General features: G+C 65.3%; 15 protein-coding genes. 13 read left to right on the plus strand and 2 right to left on the minus strand.

The window, feature by feature from the left end; genetic code table 11:
* Positions 1-156: 156 nt before the first annotated feature.
* From I6F24_RS15570 to I6F24_RS15595, 6 genes are all read left to right on the plus strand, one after another.
* Entirely contained in the window at positions 157-1,098 is a 942-nt protein-coding gene (locus tag I6F24_RS15570) for an ABC transporter permease (protein WP_225150891.1), read from the plus strand.
* Entirely contained in the window at positions 1,098-2,006 is a 909-nt protein-coding gene (locus tag I6F24_RS15575; RefSeq protein ID WP_225150893.1) for an ABC transporter permease, read from the plus strand. Before I6F24_RS15570 ends, I6F24_RS15575 begins: the two co-directional genes overlap by 1 nt.
* A complete protein-coding gene (locus I6F24_RS15580) occupies positions 2,003-2,992 on the plus strand; it encodes an ABC transporter ATP-binding protein (protein WP_225150896.1) in 990 nt (329 codons plus the stop codon). Before I6F24_RS15575 ends, I6F24_RS15580 begins: the two co-directional genes overlap by 4 nt.
* The gene (locus I6F24_RS15585; RefSeq protein ID WP_225150898.1) at positions 2,989-4,017 is read left to right on the plus strand and encodes an oligopeptide/dipeptide ABC transporter ATP-binding protein; all 1,029 of its coding nucleotides are present in this window, start codon (positions 2,989-2,991) and stop codon (positions 4,015-4,017) included. The genes I6F24_RS15580 and I6F24_RS15585 overlap by 4 nt, the downstream gene beginning before the upstream one ends.
* Positions 4,018-4,042: 25 nt before the next feature.
* Complete coding sequence (locus I6F24_RS15590) at positions 4,043-5,608, plus strand: ABC transporter substrate-binding protein (RefSeq protein ID WP_225150900.1); 1,566 nt, start codon at positions 4,043-4,045, stop codon at positions 5,606-5,608.
* Positions 5,609-5,768: 160 nt separating this feature from the next.
* Positions 5,769-5,906 (plus strand): hypothetical protein, encoded by a 138-nt coding sequence (locus I6F24_RS15595; RefSeq protein WP_162130853.1) that lies wholly within the window; start codon positions 5,769-5,771, stop codon positions 5,904-5,906.
* Positions 5,907-5,912: 6 nt separating this feature from the next.
* On the opposite strand, the gene I6F24_RS15600 is transcribed toward I6F24_RS15595, so the two are convergent.
* Both I6F24_RS15600 and I6F24_RS15605 read right to left on the minus strand, forming a co-directional pair.
* A complete protein-coding gene (locus I6F24_RS15600; protein ID WP_036014455.1) occupies positions 5,913-6,578 on the minus strand; it encodes a GntR family transcriptional regulator in 666 nt (221 codons plus the stop codon).
* A gap of 7 nt (positions 6,579-6,585) precedes the next feature.
* Positions 6,586-7,998 (minus strand): FAD-binding oxidoreductase, encoded by a 1,413-nt coding sequence (locus tag I6F24_RS15605; RefSeq protein WP_225150902.1) that lies wholly within the window; start codon positions 7,996-7,998, stop codon positions 6,586-6,588.
* Positions 7,999-8,163: 165 nt separating this feature from the next.
* Here I6F24_RS15605 and I6F24_RS15610 point away from each other — a divergent pair, with 165 nt between their 5' ends.
* From I6F24_RS15610 to I6F24_RS15640, 7 genes are all read left to right on the plus strand, one after another.
* The gene (locus tag I6F24_RS15610; protein WP_225140562.1) at positions 8,164-9,048 is read left to right on the plus strand and encodes a dihydrodipicolinate synthase family protein; all 885 of its coding nucleotides are present in this window, start codon (positions 8,164-8,166) and stop codon (positions 9,046-9,048) included.
* Positions 9,049-9,240: 192 nt separating this feature from the next.
* The gene (locus tag I6F24_RS15615; RefSeq protein WP_225150904.1) at positions 9,241-11,574 is read left to right on the plus strand and encodes a TonB-dependent siderophore receptor; all 2,334 of its coding nucleotides are present in this window, start codon (positions 9,241-9,243) and stop codon (positions 11,572-11,574) included.
* A gap of 23 nt (positions 11,575-11,597) precedes the next feature.
* Entirely contained in the window at positions 11,598-12,773 is a 1,176-nt protein-coding gene (locus I6F24_RS15620) for a PepSY-associated TM helix domain-containing protein (protein WP_225150906.1), read from the plus strand.
* A 77-nt stretch (positions 12,774-12,850) separates the two neighbouring features.
* On the plus strand, positions 12,851-14,083 hold the full coding sequence (locus tag I6F24_RS15625; protein ID WP_225150909.1) for a rhodanese-like domain-containing protein: 1,233 nt from the start codon (positions 12,851-12,853) through the stop codon (positions 14,081-14,083).
* A gap of 125 nt (positions 14,084-14,208) precedes the next feature.
* The gene (gene serA / locus I6F24_RS15630; RefSeq protein WP_225150911.1) at positions 14,209-15,453 is read left to right on the plus strand and encodes a phosphoglycerate dehydrogenase; all 1,245 of its coding nucleotides are present in this window, start codon (positions 14,209-14,211) and stop codon (positions 15,451-15,453) included.
* A 108-nt stretch (positions 15,454-15,561) separates the two neighbouring features.
* On the plus strand, positions 15,562-16,581 hold the full coding sequence (locus I6F24_RS15635) for a patatin-like phospholipase family protein (protein ID WP_225140558.1): 1,020 nt from the start codon (positions 15,562-15,564) through the stop codon (positions 16,579-16,581).
* A gap of 3 nt (positions 16,582-16,584) precedes the next feature.
* A complete protein-coding gene (locus tag I6F24_RS15640; protein ID WP_225140557.1) occupies positions 16,585-18,039 on the plus strand; it encodes an SLC13 family permease in 1,455 nt (484 codons plus the stop codon).
* Positions 18,040-18,051 lie beyond the last annotated feature (12 nt).

Genomic DNA, 18,051 nt, shown 5'->3' on the forward strand with positions numbered 1-18,051 from the left:
AGGCAAGCCAAAAGAGCATGATAAGTGTACAATACCGTTGCGATAGACCAGCTTCCGTGCTTCATTAGAAAAACGTTTAACTAAGACCAGGGAGGCAATGGTGCGTGGGCTGGATGGCGTCCGGCGATCGCCGGTCTGCATTTGCAGGCGCTCGGCATGACCGGCTATGTGGTCGGTCGGCTGTTCGCGGCCATCCCCGTGCTGCTCGCCGTCGCGGTATTCGTCTTTCTGCTGCTCAGCCTCGTGCCGGGTGATCCCGCCGTGCTGATCGCCGGTGACTTCGCCTCGCCGCCACAGGTGGAGGCGGTGCGCCAGGCGCTCGGACTCAATCTGCCGCTGCTGCCGCGTTTCATCGCATGGGCCGGCCGCATCCTGAGCGGCGATTTCGGCCTGTCGCTGTTCAGCCGCATCCCGGTCTCGCAGCTCGTCGCCCAGCGGATCGAGCCGACGCTGCTTCTCTCTCTCATGACGATCACGATCGCGGTCGTCGTCGCCGTGCCGCTCGGCCTCGTCGCCGCCTATCGTCCGAGGGGGCTCGTCGCGCGCCTGACCATGGCGGGGGCGGTGCTCGGCTTCTCATTGCCGGTCTTCGTCGTCGCTTTCGCGCTTGTCTATACGCTCGCACTCGGCCTGCACTGGTTTCCGGTGCAGGGCTATAAGCCGCTGTCGCAGGGCGTGCTGGCCTGCCTGCATTCGCTCGTGCTGCCCGCGATCTCGCTGAGCTTCCTCTATATCGCTTTGATCGCGAGGGTGACGCGCGCTGCGGTGCTGGAGGTGCTGCGCGAAGATTATGTCCGCACCGCCCATGCCAAGGGGCTCGCGGCCCGCAAAATCATCGTACGGCACGTGCTCAGCAATGCCGCAGTCCCGATCATCACGGTCGTCGGCATCGGATTTGCCGCGCTGCTTGGCGGCGTCGTCGTTACCGAGACCGTGTTTTCCATTCCCGGCCTCGGCCGGCTGACCGCAGACTCCATTCTCCGGCGCGACTATCCGGTGGTGCAAGCCCTGATCCTGCTGTTCGCCTTCGTCTATGTCGTCGTCAATCTCGTGGTCGACATTCTCTATGCTGTCGTCGATCCGCGGATCCGGTACTGATGCAGGACGAGCCGATGGCGATGACCCACGCAGCTGAAGGGCTCGATGCGCCGGACATAGGTGTCAACCGGTTTGCGAAGATCGCGAGCCTGCCGGTTCGCCAGCCGATACTGGCTCTGAGTTGCGTTCTGCTGCTCGCCTTTGGCGTGACGGCCGTCGTGAGCCCGTGGATCACCGCGGATCCCGCTGCGCTGGACCCGCTGAACCGGCTTCAACCGCCGTCGCCGGCGGAGCCCTTCGGCACCGATCAAGTCGGACGTTCCGTGTTTGCCCGCGCGCTGGTGGGAACGCGGGTTTCGCTGTCGGTCGGCATTGCCGTTGCTGTTCTCACCACGCTGATCGGCGTGTGCATCGGTGTCATCGCCGGTTATTTCCGCAGCGTCGACAAGATCGTGATGCGCGCGATGGATGCGGTGATGGCGATCCCCGCGATCCTGCTCGCGATCGCACTCGTGGCGCTGATTGGCGCTTCGCCCATCGTGATCGTCACGGCGATCAGCCTCCCGGAAATTCCCCGCATGGCGCGCGTGGTGCGCGCCAGCGTTCTCAGTTTGCGCGAACGCGTCTATGTCGAGGCCGCCATCACTTGTGGCGGGCGTACCGTGACCATCCTGCATCGTCACATCCTGCCCGGCGCTGCCGGGCCGATCATGGTGCAGTCGACCTACGTCTTTGCCTCCGCGATGATCCTGGAATCGATCCTGTCGTTTCTCGGTGCAGGCACGCCGCCCGACGTGCCGAGCTGGGGCAACATGATGTCGGAGGGACGGCAGTTCCTGCAGATCGCGCCGTGGATTCTCGGCTTCCCGGCCTTGATGCTGGCGATGACGGTGCTCGCCGCCAACCTGCTCGGCGATGGGCTTCGCGACCTGCTCGATCCGAGCTTTGTGGGAGGCGAGATGCGATGAGTGCGCCGTTGCTCTCCGTCGAGAACCTCTCCATTACGCTCAACACCCGAGGCACCCCGGTGCCGCTCGTCCGCAACGTCTCGTTTGCGATCGATCCGGGTGAGACGCTGTGCCTCGTCGGCGAGAGCGGCTGCGGCAAGAGCCTGACCGCGCTCTCAATCATCGGTCTGCTCAACCGAAGCGTCATGCAGGTCGCTTCCGGCCGCATCCTCTTCGAGGGGCGCGATCTCGTCACGCTCGGCGCCGAGGAACTGCGCAAGCTCCGGGGCGACCGTCTCGCCATGGTGTTTCAGGAGCCGATGACGTCGCTCAATCCGCTGCTGCGGGTCGGCGAGCAGATCGCGGAGGTGATCGTCGAGCATCGTGGCGTGTCCGAGGCGGACGCGCGGCGGCAGGCGGTCGGATTGCTCGATCTCGTCCGCATTCCGGATGCGCGGCGACGGGCCTCCGAATTTCCGCACCAGCTTTCCGGTGGCATGCGGCAGCGCGTGATGATCGCGATGGCGCTCGCCCTGCGCCCTGCATTGCTGATCGCCGACGAGCCGACCACCGCGCTCGACGTCACCATCCAGGCCCAGGTCTTGACCCTGATCGACGATCTGCGTCGCGAGTTCGGCACGTCCGTGCTCCTGATCACGCACGATCTCGGGGTGGTCGCGGAAATGGCCGACCGGGTCGTCGTGCTCTACGCCGGCAGCATCGTCGAGCAGGCCGGCGTCAACGGCATCTTCGATGCCGCGGCCCATCCCTATACGCGCGGCCTGCTTGGGGCGATCGGCCAGCTCAACAGCGGCACCCGCGATCGTCTCGCCGAGATTCCCGGCAGCGTGCCGAGCCCGGTCTCGCTCGGCACGGGCTGCGCCTTTCGCCAGCGCTGCGGCGCGGCGATGCCGGTGTGTCACTCGGAGCCGCCGTTGTTGTCGGGCGCTGACGAGCACCTGACGGCATGCTGGCTGGGCAAGGCCGGCGCGATGGTGCCGGCATGAGCGCCGTCCTCGAGGTCTCAGGTCTGACCCAGATCTTCACCTCACGGCAGGGGCCGTTCGGATTGTTCGGCCGGCGCGATCTTCGCGCCGTCGACAACGTCAGCTTCGTCGTCGCGCGCGGACGTACCTTCTGCCTCGTTGGTGAAAGCGGCTGCGGCAAGACCACGATCGGCCGCATGGTCGTGCGCCTGTTGCGGCCGACGGCCGGCTCGGTCCACATCAATGGCGAGGACTTCGGCAATCTCTCCGGCGAGACGCTGCGCAGGAAGCGCCAGCAGGTGCAGATGGTGTTCCAGGATCCCTTCGCCTGCCTCAACTCGCGCATGACCGCGGCGGAGATCGTCGAAGAGCCCTTGCAGAATTTCGGCATCGGCGATGCGGTGTCGCGACGGCGGAAGGTCGCGCGTCTGTTCGACCAGGTCGGACTGCCCCAACATTTTCGCGCACGTCTGCCGCATCATCTGTCGGGCGGACAGCGGCAGCGCCTCGGCATCGCGCGGGCGCTCGCGGCGGATCCCGCGCTGATCGTCGCGGACGAGGCGGTCGCGGCGCTGGACGTGTCGATCCGCTCCCAGATCCTGAATCTCCTGAAGGATGTCCAGCGCGAGATCGGAATCTCCTATCTCTTCATTTCGCATGATCTCGCCGTGGTGCGTTATCTCGCGGACGACGTGGCGGTGATGTATCTTGGCGCCATCGTCGAGCAGGGGCCGGCGAAGGCCGTATTCGCTGCACCGGCGCATCCGTATACGCGGGCGTTGATCGATTCCGTCCCTGCGGTCCACCCGCGCAACCGGCGCCGCCGCGCGGCTCTCGAAGGCGAGGTGCCGAGTGCCGCTTCGCTGCCGTCCGGATGCCGCTTTCGCACGCGCTGTCCGTTCGCGACGGACATTTGCGCGCAAGCGGCGCCGGCGATGACTGAAGTCACGCCCGGCCATGCCGTCGCCTGTCATCACGCAGGATCGCTGCCACGCTTCGGCGCGCCGGGTCCGGGCCGGGCCGTAGCCCCCGACGCAGTTGCCTAGAAACAGAAAACGGGAGGAGTATCAAATGAGATCGCCGAACAGAATATTTGCGGTCATGATGGCGGCAGGCTGGCTGGGTGCAATATCGCCTGCCGTTGCGGAGACGGTGCTCAAGATCCGCCCCTTCGGCGATCTCAAGCAGATCGATCCCGTGATCACGTCCGACTATATGGTTCGTAACCACGGCTATATGGTGTACGACACGCTGTTCTCACTGGACGAGAAGCTCGTCGCGCAGCCGCAGATGCTGGAGTCCTTTGCGGTCGGCAGCGATCAACTCACCTACACCTTCACGCTGCGCGGCGGCCTGACCTTCAGCAACGGCCAGCCGGTCACCGCGGAGGATGCGGTCGTATCGCTGAAGCGCTGGTGGCAGCGCGATGGCCTTGGCCAACAGCTTGCCTCCGTCAGCGACAGCCTGACGGTCAAGGACGAAAAATCCTTCGAACTGAAGCTCAAGCGCCCGTGGGGGCTGGTGATCGAGGCGCTCTCCAAGCCGAGCTCCAATGTGCCCTTCATCATGCCGAAGGGGATCGCTGCGACGCCGGCGGACACCGCCATCACGGATGCGACCGGCTCGGGTCCCTTCATCATGAAGAAGGACGAGTGGGTTCCGGGCTCCAAGGTCGTTTACGTCAAGAGCCCGTCCTACAAGTCGCGCGCGGAGCCGGCGAGCGGGCTTGCCGGCGGTAAGCTCGCCAAGGTCGACCGGGTCGAATGGCATTACATCCCGGATGCGCAGACCGCGCTCAATGCACTCCAGGCCGGCGAGATCGACATTTTCGAGGAGGTGCCGCCGGACTTCCTGCCGACGCTTGCCGGCAATCCCGACATCAAGACGATGCCGCAGGACACGCTCGGCATGCAGATGGTGTTCCGCATGAACATTTCGGTCCCGCCGTTCAACAATCCAAAGGTCCGGCAGGCGATCAGCTACATGATCGACCAGGACAAGTTCGCGCGAGCCTATGTCAGCGACCCCAAGCTCTACAAGAGCTGCCCGAGCTTCTACATGTGCTCGTCACCCTATTTCACGGCCGCCGGCTGGACCAAGCCCGATATCGAAAAAGCCAAGAAGCTGATTGCCGAGAGCGGTTATGACGGTACGCCGGTCGTGGTGCTGCATGCGACCGAAAGCGGGCCCACGAATACGTTCAGCCTCGTTGCCGAGCAGATGATGCGCCAGATCGGCCTCAAGGTCGAGCCGCAGGCGATGGACTGGGGCACGCTGGTTGGACGGCGCGCGTCCAAGGAAACCGTCGACAAGGGCGGCTGGTCACTGTTCATGTCGGGACCGACGGGCGCCGACATGTTCGAGCCGGTCGGCCACCTTGGGCTGCGCGCAAACTGCGACAAGGCCTGGTTCGGCTGGCCTTGCGACGAGCAAATCGAAAAGCTGCGCAACGAATTCGCGTTGGCGACAGATCCCGAGCAGAAAAAGAAGATCGCAGCCGACCTCCAGCTCCGCGCCGTCGACTATGTGCCGTATTGGCCGGCTGCACAGCTCTATCTGGTGCGGGCGGTACGCAGCAACGTTGACGGCCTCGTAAAGGGAGCGGTCCCGGTCTACTGGAACATCACCAAGAAGTAGTGCGATCCGGCACGGCGCCGGAGGAACCAATCGCTCCCAGCAACATTCAAATGGAGGGTTCGACGCGGGCCCGGGTTGCGCGCGCCTCCATCGTCTCGGCGTCCGTGACGTCGCCTCTGGCGATGGGGGAATCGTGGGTACGGTCATAGAGAACTTGCTGATGCGGAAGCAGAAGCTGGTGGAACAGCTCGAACAGGCGCCATCGGTGGAGGATCGCGACCGAATCGAGCACCAGCTCGAGCAGATCAACACCGCGCTGGATTTTCTGGACAGGCCGGGATCGAAGGAGGAGCGGTAGACGCGCTCAATCCACCTTCAGCGCCGTGGCATAGACCATTCCCGAATTCGTGATGTGCGTCGTCATCAGGCCTTCGAAGGCGGCGAACTCGCCGCGCGCGAACAGATCGAGCAGCTTGCGGTGCTCGTCGAAGGACGTGCGGGTGCGCACGTCGATCGGCGAGGTCAGATTGGTGCGCAGCGCGGCGACGCGGCCGGAGACGAGCTGATAGGATTCGGCGAGATAGCGGTTGCCGCAATGGGCGAACAGCGCCTCGTGAAAAGCGGTGTCGGCGCGGCCATAGGCGATGTTGTCCTTTGCCGCGACGGCCGGCTCCATCGCCGCGATCGCCGCGCTCATGGACGCAATCGCGCCGTCGCGGTCATTGCGGAAGGCGAGCTCGGCGGCCTTGGGCTCGAGCGCAATGCGGAAGGTGCAGAGCGCATGGATGTCGTCCGCACTCGGCGTGAAGACGAAGCTGCCGACCTGGGGTCGGATCACCACGAGTCCCTGCGCCTGCAGCTGGCCCATGGCCTCGCGCACCGGTGTGCGGCTGACGCCGAAGGAATTGGCCACCATCTCCTCGGAGATGGCAGCGCCTAACGCGAACTCGCCGTCGATGATGGCCTGGCGCAGCCGCAGCATCACACGCTGCGACAGCGATTTCGGCGTATCGAGCTTGAGCGATCGCATTGTGCGCTCAGATCACCTTGCCGGGATTGAGCAGGTGATCGGGGTCAAGCGCCGCCTTGAGCGTGCGCATCAGCGCGATCTCGGCCTCGCTCCTGGCATGGCCCAGCCATTGCTTCTTCAACGTGCCGATGCCGTGCTCGGCCGAGACGCTGCCGCCGAGCTCGCGGACCAGACCGTAGATGATCGCGTCCATCTCCTCCTTCGGCTGCTGCGCGACGGAAAGGCCGGTGACCCAGGAGACGAGATGCAGATTGCCGTCGCCGATATGGCCGTAATAGACGCTCTCGCAGCCCTTGATGCCCGCAGCGAGCGCCGCCTTGCAGCGTGTGACGAACTCGTCCATCCGTGCCACCGCAAGGCCGATGTCGTAGGAGATGTGCGGCCCCAGCACCTGGCCGAATTCGGCGCAGATGTCGCGCACGCGCCAGAAGCTCTGCGTCTGCGCCAGCGATTGCGCGACAGCGGCATCCGCCAGCAGCCCGCGCTCCATCAGCTCCTCGAGCCAGCTCTGGAAACGCGGCGCATCCATGCTCTCGTCGGTGCCCTGCGCTTCCACCAGCACGTAGAGACCGTGGCCTGGGGCGACCGGCGGCTTCACGCCGGCGCGATTCGTGATCACGTCCCAATAATCCGGCCACATCACCTCGAAGGCGGACAGCAGCGGGCCGAGCCCTGAGCGCGCGGCGTCGAGCAGCGCGATCACCGCGGCATAATCCTTCAGCGCGCACAGCGCGGCCATGGTCGAGCGCGGCTTCGGGAACAGTTTTAGCACCACGCGCGTGATGATGCCGAGGGTGCCTTCCGAGCCGATGAACAGATGCTTCAGATCATAGCCGGCATTGTTCTTCATCAGCTTGTTGAGGCTGGTGATGACGGTGCCGTCCGGCAGCACCACTTCGAGACCAAGCACCAGCTCGCGCGTCATGCCGTAACGGATCACGCGGTTGCCGCCGGCGTTGGTCGAGAGATTGCCGCCGATCGCGCAGGAGCCGCGCGAGCCGAGATCGAGCGGAAAGAAGAAGCCGGCTTCGTCCGCCGCCTTCTGGATCGTCTCCAGCGGCGTGCCGGCCTTCACCGTCATCGTCATCGAGGCGCGATCGATCTCCTCGATGCCGGTCATGCGCTCCAGCGAGATCGCGACCCAGCCCGCTTCGGGCGAAGCACCGCGGCACAGTCCGGTCAGTCCGCCCTGCGGCACGAACGGCAGATGCGCCTGCCGGCAGGTCGCAATCGCATCGGCGACGCCCTGCGCATCGACGGGGCGGATCACCGCGCGCGGCGTCTGCGGCAGGCTCGCGCTCCAGTCGTTGCAATTGCGCGCCGGCACATCTGTGCCAACAAGCACTGCCAGCGCGCCGAGCCTGTCGCGCAACGCGCCGAGCAATTGGTCGGGGCGTCCGGTGGGGGTCACCATGCCCATGCGAGACCTCCTCAAGATCTGGCCGCGCACATGGCGCGGAGGATTTGCACCAATGTTGTATGTAAGGTACAAGAGCAACAGTAAAGTGAAAACAAGGTCTCGGCAAGCGCGAAAGATCGTTGGAGATCAGCGGCTTGGCCGGGTGCGGCAGCAAAAGGTGGTGTGATGGCCGAGGCAATTTGCGGGTTCTGGGTGGCGTCGGCGACGCCGCTGGCGACGGACGGCAGTGTCGACGCCGCCAAGCTCGCCTCTCACGCCAAGCACCTCTTCGGCAAGGGCGTCGACGGCGTCGTGCTGTTCGGCACCACCGGCGAGGGGACCTCATTCAACGCCGCCGAACGGATTGCGACGATCGAAGCGATGCTCAAGGCCGGGGTCGCGGCGGAGCGCATCGGAATCGGCGGCGGCTTTCCGGCCATCACCGACAGCATTGCGCTGACGCGCGCCGTGCTCGGCCTCGGCCTGCGCCACGTGTTGCTGCTGCCGCCCTATTTCGATCGGAGTGTCACGCATGAAGGCATCGAGGACGCCTTTGCGGCCGTCATCGACGGTGTTGCCGACGATCGCCTGCGCGCCTCGCTCTACCACATTCCGCAAGTCTCGGGCGTTGCGATCCCGACGACAGTCGCCGCAAGCCTGCGCAAGCGCTACGGCCAAGTGGTTGCCGGTCTGAAGGACTCCAGCGGCGACTTCAAGCAGTTCCAAGCATTCCGTGCCGCCGCGCCCGAGCTCGCCATCACCGTCGGCAACGAACCCGACATCGCCCGCGCGATCGCTGCGGGCGGCGCCGGCACCATCTGCGGCATGGCCAACATTGCGCCGGAGCTGGTCAAGGCGATGGTTGACGGCAAGAACGTCGAAGCGCGCATGCAGGCGGCGGTCGACGTCGTGCTGAAGACGCCCTCCCTTGTCGCAACGCTGAAGGCGATCCTTGCGGCGCAGACCGGCGATGCAGGTTGGTTGCGCGTGCGTCCGCCGCTCCGCGCTTTGTCGGACGGCAGTGCGTTCAAGCGGAAGCTCGACGAGTTGATCGCTCCCGCCATCGCGTGATCGTGAAATATCGGGCCACGATTTCGCGTGCAGCGTGTCATGCGCGGTGCACCGGCAATTCATGATTGCTGTTCAGCATCCGCCTCCTCTTAGAACAATTCAACACTAGAGCGATTCAAGCCCGGCTACGGTTCTCCTTGATCGCGGCGGCTGTTACAGGCGCACACTTCAATGCTCCTGACTTGAAGTGGAATGAAAGTGCGTGCCTTCGTGGATGGCCAACGTGACAACGGCCATCGAACTCGTGCCGGCAAGAGCCGTGCAGGTCTTCTCATGGGAGCAGCGGTGCTGCTCATCGAATATCCCTCCATCACGACGAGCGCACAGGCGCAATCGGCTCTGCCGCCGGTGACGGTGGAGGCGCCGGCGCCACGACCGAAGCCGGCACGTGCATCGGAGCAGTCGTCACGCCGCGCGCAAACGGCGGCGCGCCGCCAGCCCAGCCGCAATCCCGCACCCGCGGCGCCGACGCTGTCGGAGCGCGCCGCTGCCGTAGCCGCCGCACAGCAAGCCGCAAAGCTCGGCTACCGCGCGATGCCGAGCGCGACCACGCTGCGCAGCGGCGCCTCGCCGCTCGACACCTCGCAGGCCGTCAACGTCGTGCCCGCGCAGGTGCTGAAGGACCAGCTCCCGCGCAACATCGACGACGCGCTGAGCAACGTCTCCGGCGTCACCCAGACCAACACGCTCGCCGGCAGCCAGGACGCGGTGATCCGCCGTGGCTTCGGCGACAACCGCGACGGCTCGATCATGCGCAACGGCATGCCGCTGGTGCAGGGCCGCAGTCTCAATCCTGCGGTCGAAAGCGTCGAGGTGCTGAAAGGTCCGGCTTCGCTGCTCTACGGCATCATGGATCCCGGCGGCATTGTCAACACCATCAGCAAGCGGCCCGAGCTCTATCAGCATGGCTCGGTCACGCTGCTCGGCTCGGCCTTCAGTGCCTCCAAGACCGGTGCCGACGGCCTGCTCGACGTCACCGGTCCGATCGGCGACCAGGGGCTCGCCTATCGTTTCATTGGCTACGGCGTCAGCGAGGATTATTGGCGGAATTTCGGTCGTCACCGCGAGATGCTGGTTGCGCCCTCGCTCGCGTGGTACGGCCAGGACACCACGGTGCAGCTGAACTACGAGCACCGCGAGTTCATCTATCCGTTCGACCGCGGCACCGCGTTCAATCCGGTGACGAAGGCGCCGCTGGCCGTGCCCGCTACGCGCCGGCTGGATGAGCCTTTCAACAACACCTGGGGCACGTCCGATCTGATCCAGGCTTCGGTCGAGCACCGCTTCAACCAGGATTGGAAGCTCTACGCAGGCTACAGCTACAACACCGAAACCTTCAGCGCCAACCAGCTCCGCATCACCGGCATCAATTTCACGACCGGCGTCGAGACGCGCAGCAACGACGGCACGGGAAGCTCGCTGAGCAATGTCAGCTATGGGACATCCTATGTCTCGGGCGGCTTCTGGCTCGGCGACATGCGCAACGAGGTGCTATTCGGCGGCGACGGTCAGTATCGCACGATCTATCGCGACGTCTTGATCCGGCAGACAACTCCCGCCTTCAACGTCTACGATCCTGTCTATGGGCTGATCGGGCCTGGAACCAGGGTGTCGAACCCCGACAGCGCCCAGACCGACAAGCTTGGCCAGTGGTCGCTGTTCTTCCAGGACACGCTGCATCTGACCGAGCGGTTCGCACTGGTCGGTGGTGTGCGCTATATGGACTACGATCAGATCGCCGGACGCGGAAAGCCGTTCTACACCAACACAAACGTGTCGCAAGACAAGGTGCTCCCGCTTGGCGGCGCGATTTTCAAGCTGACCGATCAGATCTCGCTTTATGCGAGCTACACCGAATCGCTGAAGCCGAATTCGACGATTGCGCCGATCGGCGTGGTGATCGACTCCAGGGTCGCGCCCGAGGAGGGTGTGTCGTACGAGACCGGCGTGAAGTTCGACATCAACCAGCGCATCTCCGGAACCGTCGCATTCTACGACCTCGACAAGAAGAATGTGCAAACGACGAAGACGAACAGCGCGGGCGTGGTGGAGCTTCACACCGTCGGCCGCGCTCATTCGCGCGGCCTCGAAATCGACGTCACCGGCAGGCTCACCGACGATTGGGCGTTGATTGGGAGCTATGGCTATACCGACGCCCGCGTGACGGCCTCCGAGGATCTGACGTTGCTCGGCAAGAAGCTGCAAAACGTCGCCTTGAACACCGCTTCGCTCTATCTGGTCCACGACTTCGGCACCGCATTGCCCGGCCAGTTCCGTCTCGGCGGCGGGGCGCGCTATGTCGGCGATCGTCCCGGCGATTCGATCAACAGCTTCTTCCTGCCGTCCTATGTCGTCGCAGACCTCTTTGCGACTTACGAGACGAAACACGAGCAGTTTCCGGTGGTGTACCAGGTGAACGTCAAGAACCTGTTCGACACGGTCTACTATCCCTCAGCCGTGAATAATTTAAACGTCGCTATCGGCGACGCGCGCCGGGTGTCTCTCTCGGCGACGGTGAAGTTCTAGCCATGGCCACGCGGCCCGGGCACATGATCAAAACTGTCCTGCTCCAGGTCCATTCCATCGCAGGCCTGGTGCTCGCGCTGCTGCTAGCCTTGATCGCGCTGACCGGCGCGATCATGAGTTTCGAGGACGAGATCGTCGATCATCTCAACGCCGGCATCATGCACGTCGTGCCGCGCGAGATGCCGGCGCTGATGCCGGACGAACTGGTCGCGCGGCTGGGGGCGGGGCAAAATTTCGGTCAGGTCTCGGCCGTCATGTTGTCGAGCGATCCGACTGCGGCCGTGCGGGTCCGCTTCGCGCGCGACGAGCAGGGCGAGCGGCGGAATTCGCTCTATGTCGACCCCTATGATGCGCGCGTGCTGGGTGCGCCGCGCGGCGAGGCGTTCTTCGCGACGGTTCGGAAGCTGCATCGCTGGCTGCTGATCCCTGGCGATGCCAAGGGCTGGGGCCGCCAGATCACCGGTGTGGCCGCACTCGGCCTGATCGTCATGCTGGTCTCGGGCCTCGTGCTGCGCTGGCCACCTCGCGCGCGCAGCGTGAAGATGTGGCTCAAGCCCAATCTCGGTCTCGGCGGACGCGGGCTGCATCGCTCGCTGCATGCGGTCATCGGCACCTGGGTTCTTCCGGTCTATCTTGTGATGACGCTCACGGGCCTGTGGTATTCGTTCGACTGGTACAAGGACGGCGTCGTCTGGCTGCTGTCGCGTCCAGAAGTCTCTGCCGCGAAGATGCAGCCAAGAATGTCCGCGAAGGCGCCGCGTGCGGCGGCCCGTTCCGAGCCGGCCCAGCCGATCGGGTTCGACCTGGCGTGGACGACGTTCCGGCGTGAGGAGGGCGACCGCTTCGCCAGGGCTTGGCTGACGCTGCCGCCGGGGCCTGGCACGGCGATACGGATCCGGTCGTGGGGGAAGGATTCGACGCTCGACACCAAGCGCGATGAATTCCGCATCGATGCCGTCACCGGTCAGGTCGCCTCCACGGAACGTTACGCCGACAAGACGTTCGGCGAGAAGATCATCGCCAACATGCTCGATATCCATCGCGGCGCGGTCCTGGGCTGGCCCGGCAAGCTCGCCTTCATGATTGCCGCGGCCCTGATGCCGCTGTTCTCGGTCACCGGCATTTTGCTCTATCTGTCGCGCCGCAAGCTGCGGCGCCCGGCGCAGCCGCCGCTTGGGCGGCTCGTTCCGGGCGAGTGAGTTGCAGCCGAAGAGGCTAGCCAACACCTCGACAATCGTTCAAAAGCCCGTGGGCACGTCCTTGTCAGGTTTTCGCCATGAAGCTTCCGACCGTCACCCCCGCCGATATCCGCCGCGCCCTGCTCCTGCGCGAAGAGATCGCGCTGCTCGATCTCAGATACGAGGCCGCCTTTGCCACCGGCCATCCGCTGTTCGCCGCCAACATGGCCGCCGACCGGCTTGCAGTTGAGGCCGAGGTGCGGCTGCCGCGCAAGGACGTTGCGATCGTGCTTTATGATGACGGCGAGGGGCTGGTTGCGACCGGCGCCGAGCGTCTGGCTTCACTCGGCTACACCAATGTCAGCGCACTCGACGGCGGGCTGAAGGCGTGGCGCGATGCGGGCTTCGAGGTGTTCGAGGACGTCAACTCGTATTCCAAGGCCTTCGGTGAGCTGGTCGAGTCGCGTCGCCACACGCCTTCGCTCAGCGCCGACGAGGTGGCAAAGCTGATCGCGGAGAAGGCCAACATCGCCATCTTCGACGTCCGCCGCTTCGACGAATATGCGACCATGAACATCCCGGGCTCGGTCAGCGTGCCCGGCGCGGAGCTGGTGCTGCGGGCAGGGCAGGCCGCGCCCGACCCTGAAACGACGATCATCGTCAACTGCGCCGGCCGCACCCGCTCTATCATCGGCACGCAATCGCTGATCAATGCCGGCGTGCCCAACAAGGTGCGGGCGCTGCGCAACGGCACCATCGGCTGGACCCTGGCGCGGCACGGGCTCAATCACGGCGCCGACAGGCGCGGCGCGATCGGCCCGTTCGAGGGCGGTCCAGCCAATGCCCGCGACGTCGCCTATCGCGCCGGTGTTCGCCATATCGGAGCGAACGAGATGGCTGCGCTGGTCGCAGAGACCGATCGCACGCTGTATCGCTTCGACGTGCGCGATGCCGAGGACTATGCGGCCGGCCATCTCCCCGGCTTCCGCCATTATCCCGGCGGCCAGCTCGTGCAGGAAACCGACATGGCCGCGCCCGTGCGCGGCGCGCGCATCGTCCTGACCGATGACAGATGCGTCCGCGCCGACATGACGGCGTCCTGGCTGGCGCAGATGGGTTGGGAAGTCTATGTGCTCGAGGGCGGCTATGATTGCGCGCTGGAAATCGGTCCACCGCAGGTCTTGCCGAAGCCCAACCCGGCCCATCGCTATCGCCGGCCCTATGAAGGCACCGATGTGGCCGAATCCGCGATGCAGGCCTATCTCGATTGGGAATACGGCCTCGTCGAGCAGCTCCGCCGCGACGGCACGCACGGGTTCTATGTGATTTGACCGAGCTCTGGGATGCCAAGCGCATCCTCAGCTCCGGCCGTCTTCTCCCCGTATCCGTTCCCTATTGTGCTGCGCACCGCCCGCGGTCTATGTGCGAAGGCAAAGCTGCCATCTACGGAGATGCCATGTCCGCCCCAGGCCAAAGCCCTGAGCGAAGCGCCAAGGCGCTGCTGCTCGAAGGCGTCAATGATAGCGCTGTCGACCTTTTCAAGGGCGCGGGCTTCACCAATGTCGAGCGGCTGACCAAGGCGCTGGACGGCGCGGATCTGCGGCGCGCGCTCGAAGGCGTGTCGCTGCTCGGCATCCGTTCGCGCACGCAGATCACCAATGAGGTGCTGGGGGCGGCCGGCCAGCTTCTCGCGGTCGGCTGCTTCAGCGTCGGCACCAACCAGGTCGATCTTTCGGCGGCGCGCAAGCGCGGTATTCCCGTCTTCAACGCCCCGTTCTCCAACACGCGCAGCGTCGCCGAGCTCGTCATCGGCGAGATCGTGATGCTGCTGCGGCGGATCTTTCCGCGCTCGGTGTCGGCCCATGCCGGGGGCTGGGACAAATCGGCGGCGGGCAGCCGCGAGGTGCGCGGCCGCACGCTCGGCATCGTCGGCTACGGCAATATCGGCTCGCAGCTTTCGACGTTGGCCGAAGCCATGGGCATGCGCGTGATCTATTTCGACCGCACCGACAAGCTTCGCCACGGCAACACCGAGCCGGTCGAGAAGCTGGAAGATCTGCTGGCGCAGAGCGACGTCGTCAGCCTGCACGTGCCGGAGACGCCGGAGACTGCGGGCATGATCGGCGAGAGGGAGCTGCGGGCGATGAAGCCGGGCTCGTTTCTGATCAACAACAGCCGCGGCACCGTGGTCGATCTCGATGCGCTGGCGCGTGCCTTGCGCGACGGTCATCTCGCCGGTGCGGCCGTCGACGTCTTTCCCGTCGAGCCTTCGTCGAATGCCGATCGTTTCAATAGTCCCATTCAGGGCATCGAGAACGTCATCCTCACCCCCCATATCGGTGGGTCGACTGAGGAGGCGCAGGAGCGCATCGGTGGGGAAGTCGCGCGAAAACTGGTCGACTATTTCATTACCGGCTCGACCATGGGCGCGGTCAACTTCCCGGAGGTGCAGCTGCATCTTCGTCCCTCCGGTGCACGCTTCAGCCATGTCCATCGCAACGTGCCCGGCATGTTGCGGCGGCTGAACGAGGTCTTCCTCCAGCGCGACATCAACATCGCCGCGCAATATCTGGAGACCGCCGGCGACCTCGGCTACGTCGTGCTCGACGCCGATCTCGGCGGTCAGGATTCCGGCGAGCTGCTGCGGCAGATCCGCGGCCTCGAGGGAACGGTCGGGGCGCGGCTGGTATTTGAGCACTAAACCGCCCACGTTCCGGTTGCATCTTGCGGCCGGTGCTCCCACACTGCGGTCGAATTCGACGTGTTCCAATCGCGTCGAATTTGAGCTTCAGTTGCGTGAGTGTCCGCCATGGAACGGGACGCCGTACTGATTGATCTCGCGCTGCAGGGCGGCGGTTCGCATGGCGCCTTCTCCTGGGGTGTGCTCGACCGTCTTCTGGAAGAGAAATGGCTGGAGATCACCGCGATCTCCGGAACCTCCGCAGGCGCGATGAATGCGGCGGTCCTGGCGGACGGGTGGACGGCCGGCGGCGCCGAGGGGGCGCGTGAGGCGCTTGACCGATACTGGCGTCGTATCTCGAAGGCCGCGGCCTTCAGCCCGCTACAGCGCTCTCCGCTCGACCGCTTGATGGGGCGCTGGACCCTCGATACGTCGCCGTTCTACATCCTCACCGATTTGATGTCGCGTGTGCTCTCGCCCTACGACCTCAATCCTACCGGTTACAATCCGCTGCGCGCGGTGCTGGCCGAGAGCATCGATTTCGAACGGCTCGTGCGCTCGCCGATCCAGCTATTCATCACCGCGACCCGGGTACGCACCGGGCGCGGACGTATCTTCCGCAACGCGGAGATCACGGCCGACGTGCTGCTGGCATCGGCCTGTCTTCCAACCATGTTCCGCGCGATCGAGATCGACGGCGAGCCCTATTGGGACGGCGGCTATGCCGGCAACCCGACCATCACGCCGCTGGTCCGCGAAAGCGACGCGCATGACACCATTCTCGTCCAGATCAATCCGACCGAGCGGCCGGAGCAACCGCGGACGGCTGCGGAGATCCTCAACCGTCTCAACGAAATCTCCTTCAACTCGCCGCTGATGAAGGAGCTGCGCATGATCGCGCTGCTGCGCCAGGCGGCCGATCCGGGCAGCGGCGAGGGCGCGCGCTGGGCGAAGATGCGCACGCACCGGATCAAGAGCGACATGCTGGCGAAGTTCGGGGCCTCCTCGAAGCTCAACGCGGAGTGGGAGTTCGTCTCGATGCTGCGCGCCGAGGGACGCATGGCCGCGGACAACTTCCTCGCCGAGCACGGCGCGGAGATCGGCCGCCGCTCGACCGCCGATCTCGATGTCCTGCTGTCGGAGTGCTGAGGCATGGGTCTCCTCGGCCTCCTCGTCGGACTCGGTCTGCTCGTCCTATTCGCCTTCCGCGGTTGGAGCGTCCTGCTGCTCGCGCCGTTCGCCGCACTCATTGCTGCGTTGTTCGGCGGTGAGCCGCTGCTCGCGAACCTGACCCAGGTGTTCATGGTGAACGCGGCGGGATTTCTGGCGCAGTTCTTTCCGATCTTTCTGCTTGGTGCCGTCTTCGGCAAGTTGATGGACGACAGTGGCGCGGTGACGTCGGTCGCCGGCTTCATGGCGGAGCGCCTCGGCGAACGCCGCGTGATCCTGGCGGTCGTGCTCGCCGGCGCGCTGGTCACCTATGGTGGTGTCAGCCTGTTCGTTGCGTTCTTCGTCATCGTTCCAATGGCCCGCTCGCTGTTTCGTGCCGCTTCGATTCCGCGTCGTCTGATCCCGGCCGCGATCGTGCTGGGAACGTCGACCTTCACCATGTCGGCCCTACCTGGCACGCCGTCGATCCAGAATGCGATTCCGATGCCGTTCTTCGGCACGACGCCGTTTGCCGCGCCGGGCCTCGGCATCGTCGGCTCGCTCATCATGCTCGGCGCGGGATTGTGGTGGCTGCATCGCGCCGAAGCTGCGGCGCGCCGCGCCGGTGAAGGCTATGGCGACGACGCCGAGGGCGCGATCGAGCAGGCCGCTGCTGACGAGCTCGTGCGCGAGCGCGCGACGACTGCCCGCGAGTTCGATCCGGCGGAGCTACAGCACGGTCATCGCAGCGAGCGGCCGTCGCCCGTGCTGAACGCCATGGCGCCGCTCGTCGTTGTCGTGACCGTCAACCTGGTGATGTCGCTGGTGGTGCTGCCGCGGCTCGATGTCAGCTATCTCGCCGAGCCGCGCTTTGGCGACACGACGCTTGCGGCGGTCGCAGGCGTGTGGTCGGTCGCGGTGGCGCTGGCTGCCGCCATCGTCACGACCATCGCGCTGAACTGGGCGCGCCTGCCGGTGCTGCGCCGGACCATGGACGCCGGGGCCAATGCGTCGGTCCTGCCTGCGTTCAGCGTCGCCAGCCTCGTCGGCTTCGGCGCCGTCGTGGCCTCGCTGCCGGCGTTCACGATCGTGCGCGACTGGGTGCTGGCGATCGAAGGGGGACCGCTGGTCTCGCTCGCCGTCGCGACCAACATCCTGGCCGCGCTGACCGGGTCGGCATCGGGCGGCCTGACCATCGCCCTCGATGCTCTCGGCCCGACCTATGTCGAACTTGCCGCGCGCCACGGCATCGACCTTGCGCTGATGCATCGCGTGGCGGTGATCGGCGCGGGAACGCTGGACATCCTGCCGCATAACGGTGCGGTGGTCAGCCTGCTCGCGATCTGCGGCCTGACCCATCGCGACAGCTATTTCGATATCGTCATGGTCGGTATCGTGACCTCGCTCCTGGCGCTGCTGGCGGTGATCGCCCTGGGCACTGCGCTGGGCTCGTTCTGACGGAAAGCCGGC

The sequence above is a fragment of the Bradyrhizobium sp. BRP23 genome, from assembly GCF_020194135.1.
Lineage (GTDB): Bacteria > Pseudomonadota > Alphaproteobacteria > Rhizobiales > Xanthobacteraceae > Bradyrhizobium > Bradyrhizobium yuanmingense.

Excerpts from the sequence above, each read along its gene's own strand:
- I6F24_RS15570 (WP_225150891.1), top strand. The coding sequence starts at position 157 with ATGACCGGCTATGTGGTCGGTCGGCTGTTCGCGGCCATCCCCGTGCTG.
- I6F24_RS15575 (WP_225150893.1), top strand. The coding sequence starts at position 1,098 with ATGCAGGACGAGCCGATGGCGATGACCCACGCAGCTGAAGGGCTCGAT.
- I6F24_RS15580 (WP_225150896.1), top strand. The coding sequence starts at position 2,003 with ATGAGTGCGCCGTTGCTCTCCGTCGAGAACCTCTCCATTACGCTCAAC.
- I6F24_RS15585 (WP_225150898.1), top strand. The coding sequence starts at position 2,989 with ATGAGCGCCGTCCTCGAGGTCTCAGGTCTGACCCAGATCTTCACCTCA.
- I6F24_RS15590 (WP_225150900.1), top strand. The coding sequence starts at position 4,043 with ATGAGATCGCCGAACAGAATATTTGCGGTCATGATGGCGGCAGGCTGG.
- I6F24_RS15595 (WP_162130853.1), top strand. The coding sequence starts at position 5,769 with ATGCGGAAGCAGAAGCTGGTGGAACAGCTCGAACAGGCGCCATCGGTG.
- I6F24_RS15600 (WP_036014455.1), bottom strand. The coding sequence starts at position 6,578 with ATGCGATCGCTCAAGCTCGATACGCCGAAATCGCTGTCGCAGCGTGTG.
- I6F24_RS15605 (WP_225150902.1), bottom strand. The coding sequence starts at position 7,998 with ATGGGCATGGTGACCCCCACCGGACGCCCCGACCAATTGCTCGGCGCG.
- I6F24_RS15610 (WP_225140562.1), top strand. The coding sequence starts at position 8,164 with ATGGCCGAGGCAATTTGCGGGTTCTGGGTGGCGTCGGCGACGCCGCTG.
- I6F24_RS15615 (WP_225150904.1), top strand. The coding sequence starts at position 9,241 with ATGAAAGTGCGTGCCTTCGTGGATGGCCAACGTGACAACGGCCATCGA.
- I6F24_RS15620 (WP_225150906.1), top strand. The coding sequence starts at position 11,598 with ATGATCAAAACTGTCCTGCTCCAGGTCCATTCCATCGCAGGCCTGGTG.
- I6F24_RS15625 (WP_225150909.1), top strand. The coding sequence starts at position 12,851 with ATGAAGCTTCCGACCGTCACCCCCGCCGATATCCGCCGCGCCCTGCTC.
- serA (WP_225150911.1), top strand. The coding sequence starts at position 14,209 with ATGTCCGCCCCAGGCCAAAGCCCTGAGCGAAGCGCCAAGGCGCTGCTG.
- I6F24_RS15635 (WP_225140558.1), top strand. The coding sequence starts at position 15,562 with ATGGAACGGGACGCCGTACTGATTGATCTCGCGCTGCAGGGCGGCGGT.
- I6F24_RS15640 (WP_225140557.1), top strand. The coding sequence starts at position 16,585 with ATGGGTCTCCTCGGCCTCCTCGTCGGACTCGGTCTGCTCGTCCTATTC.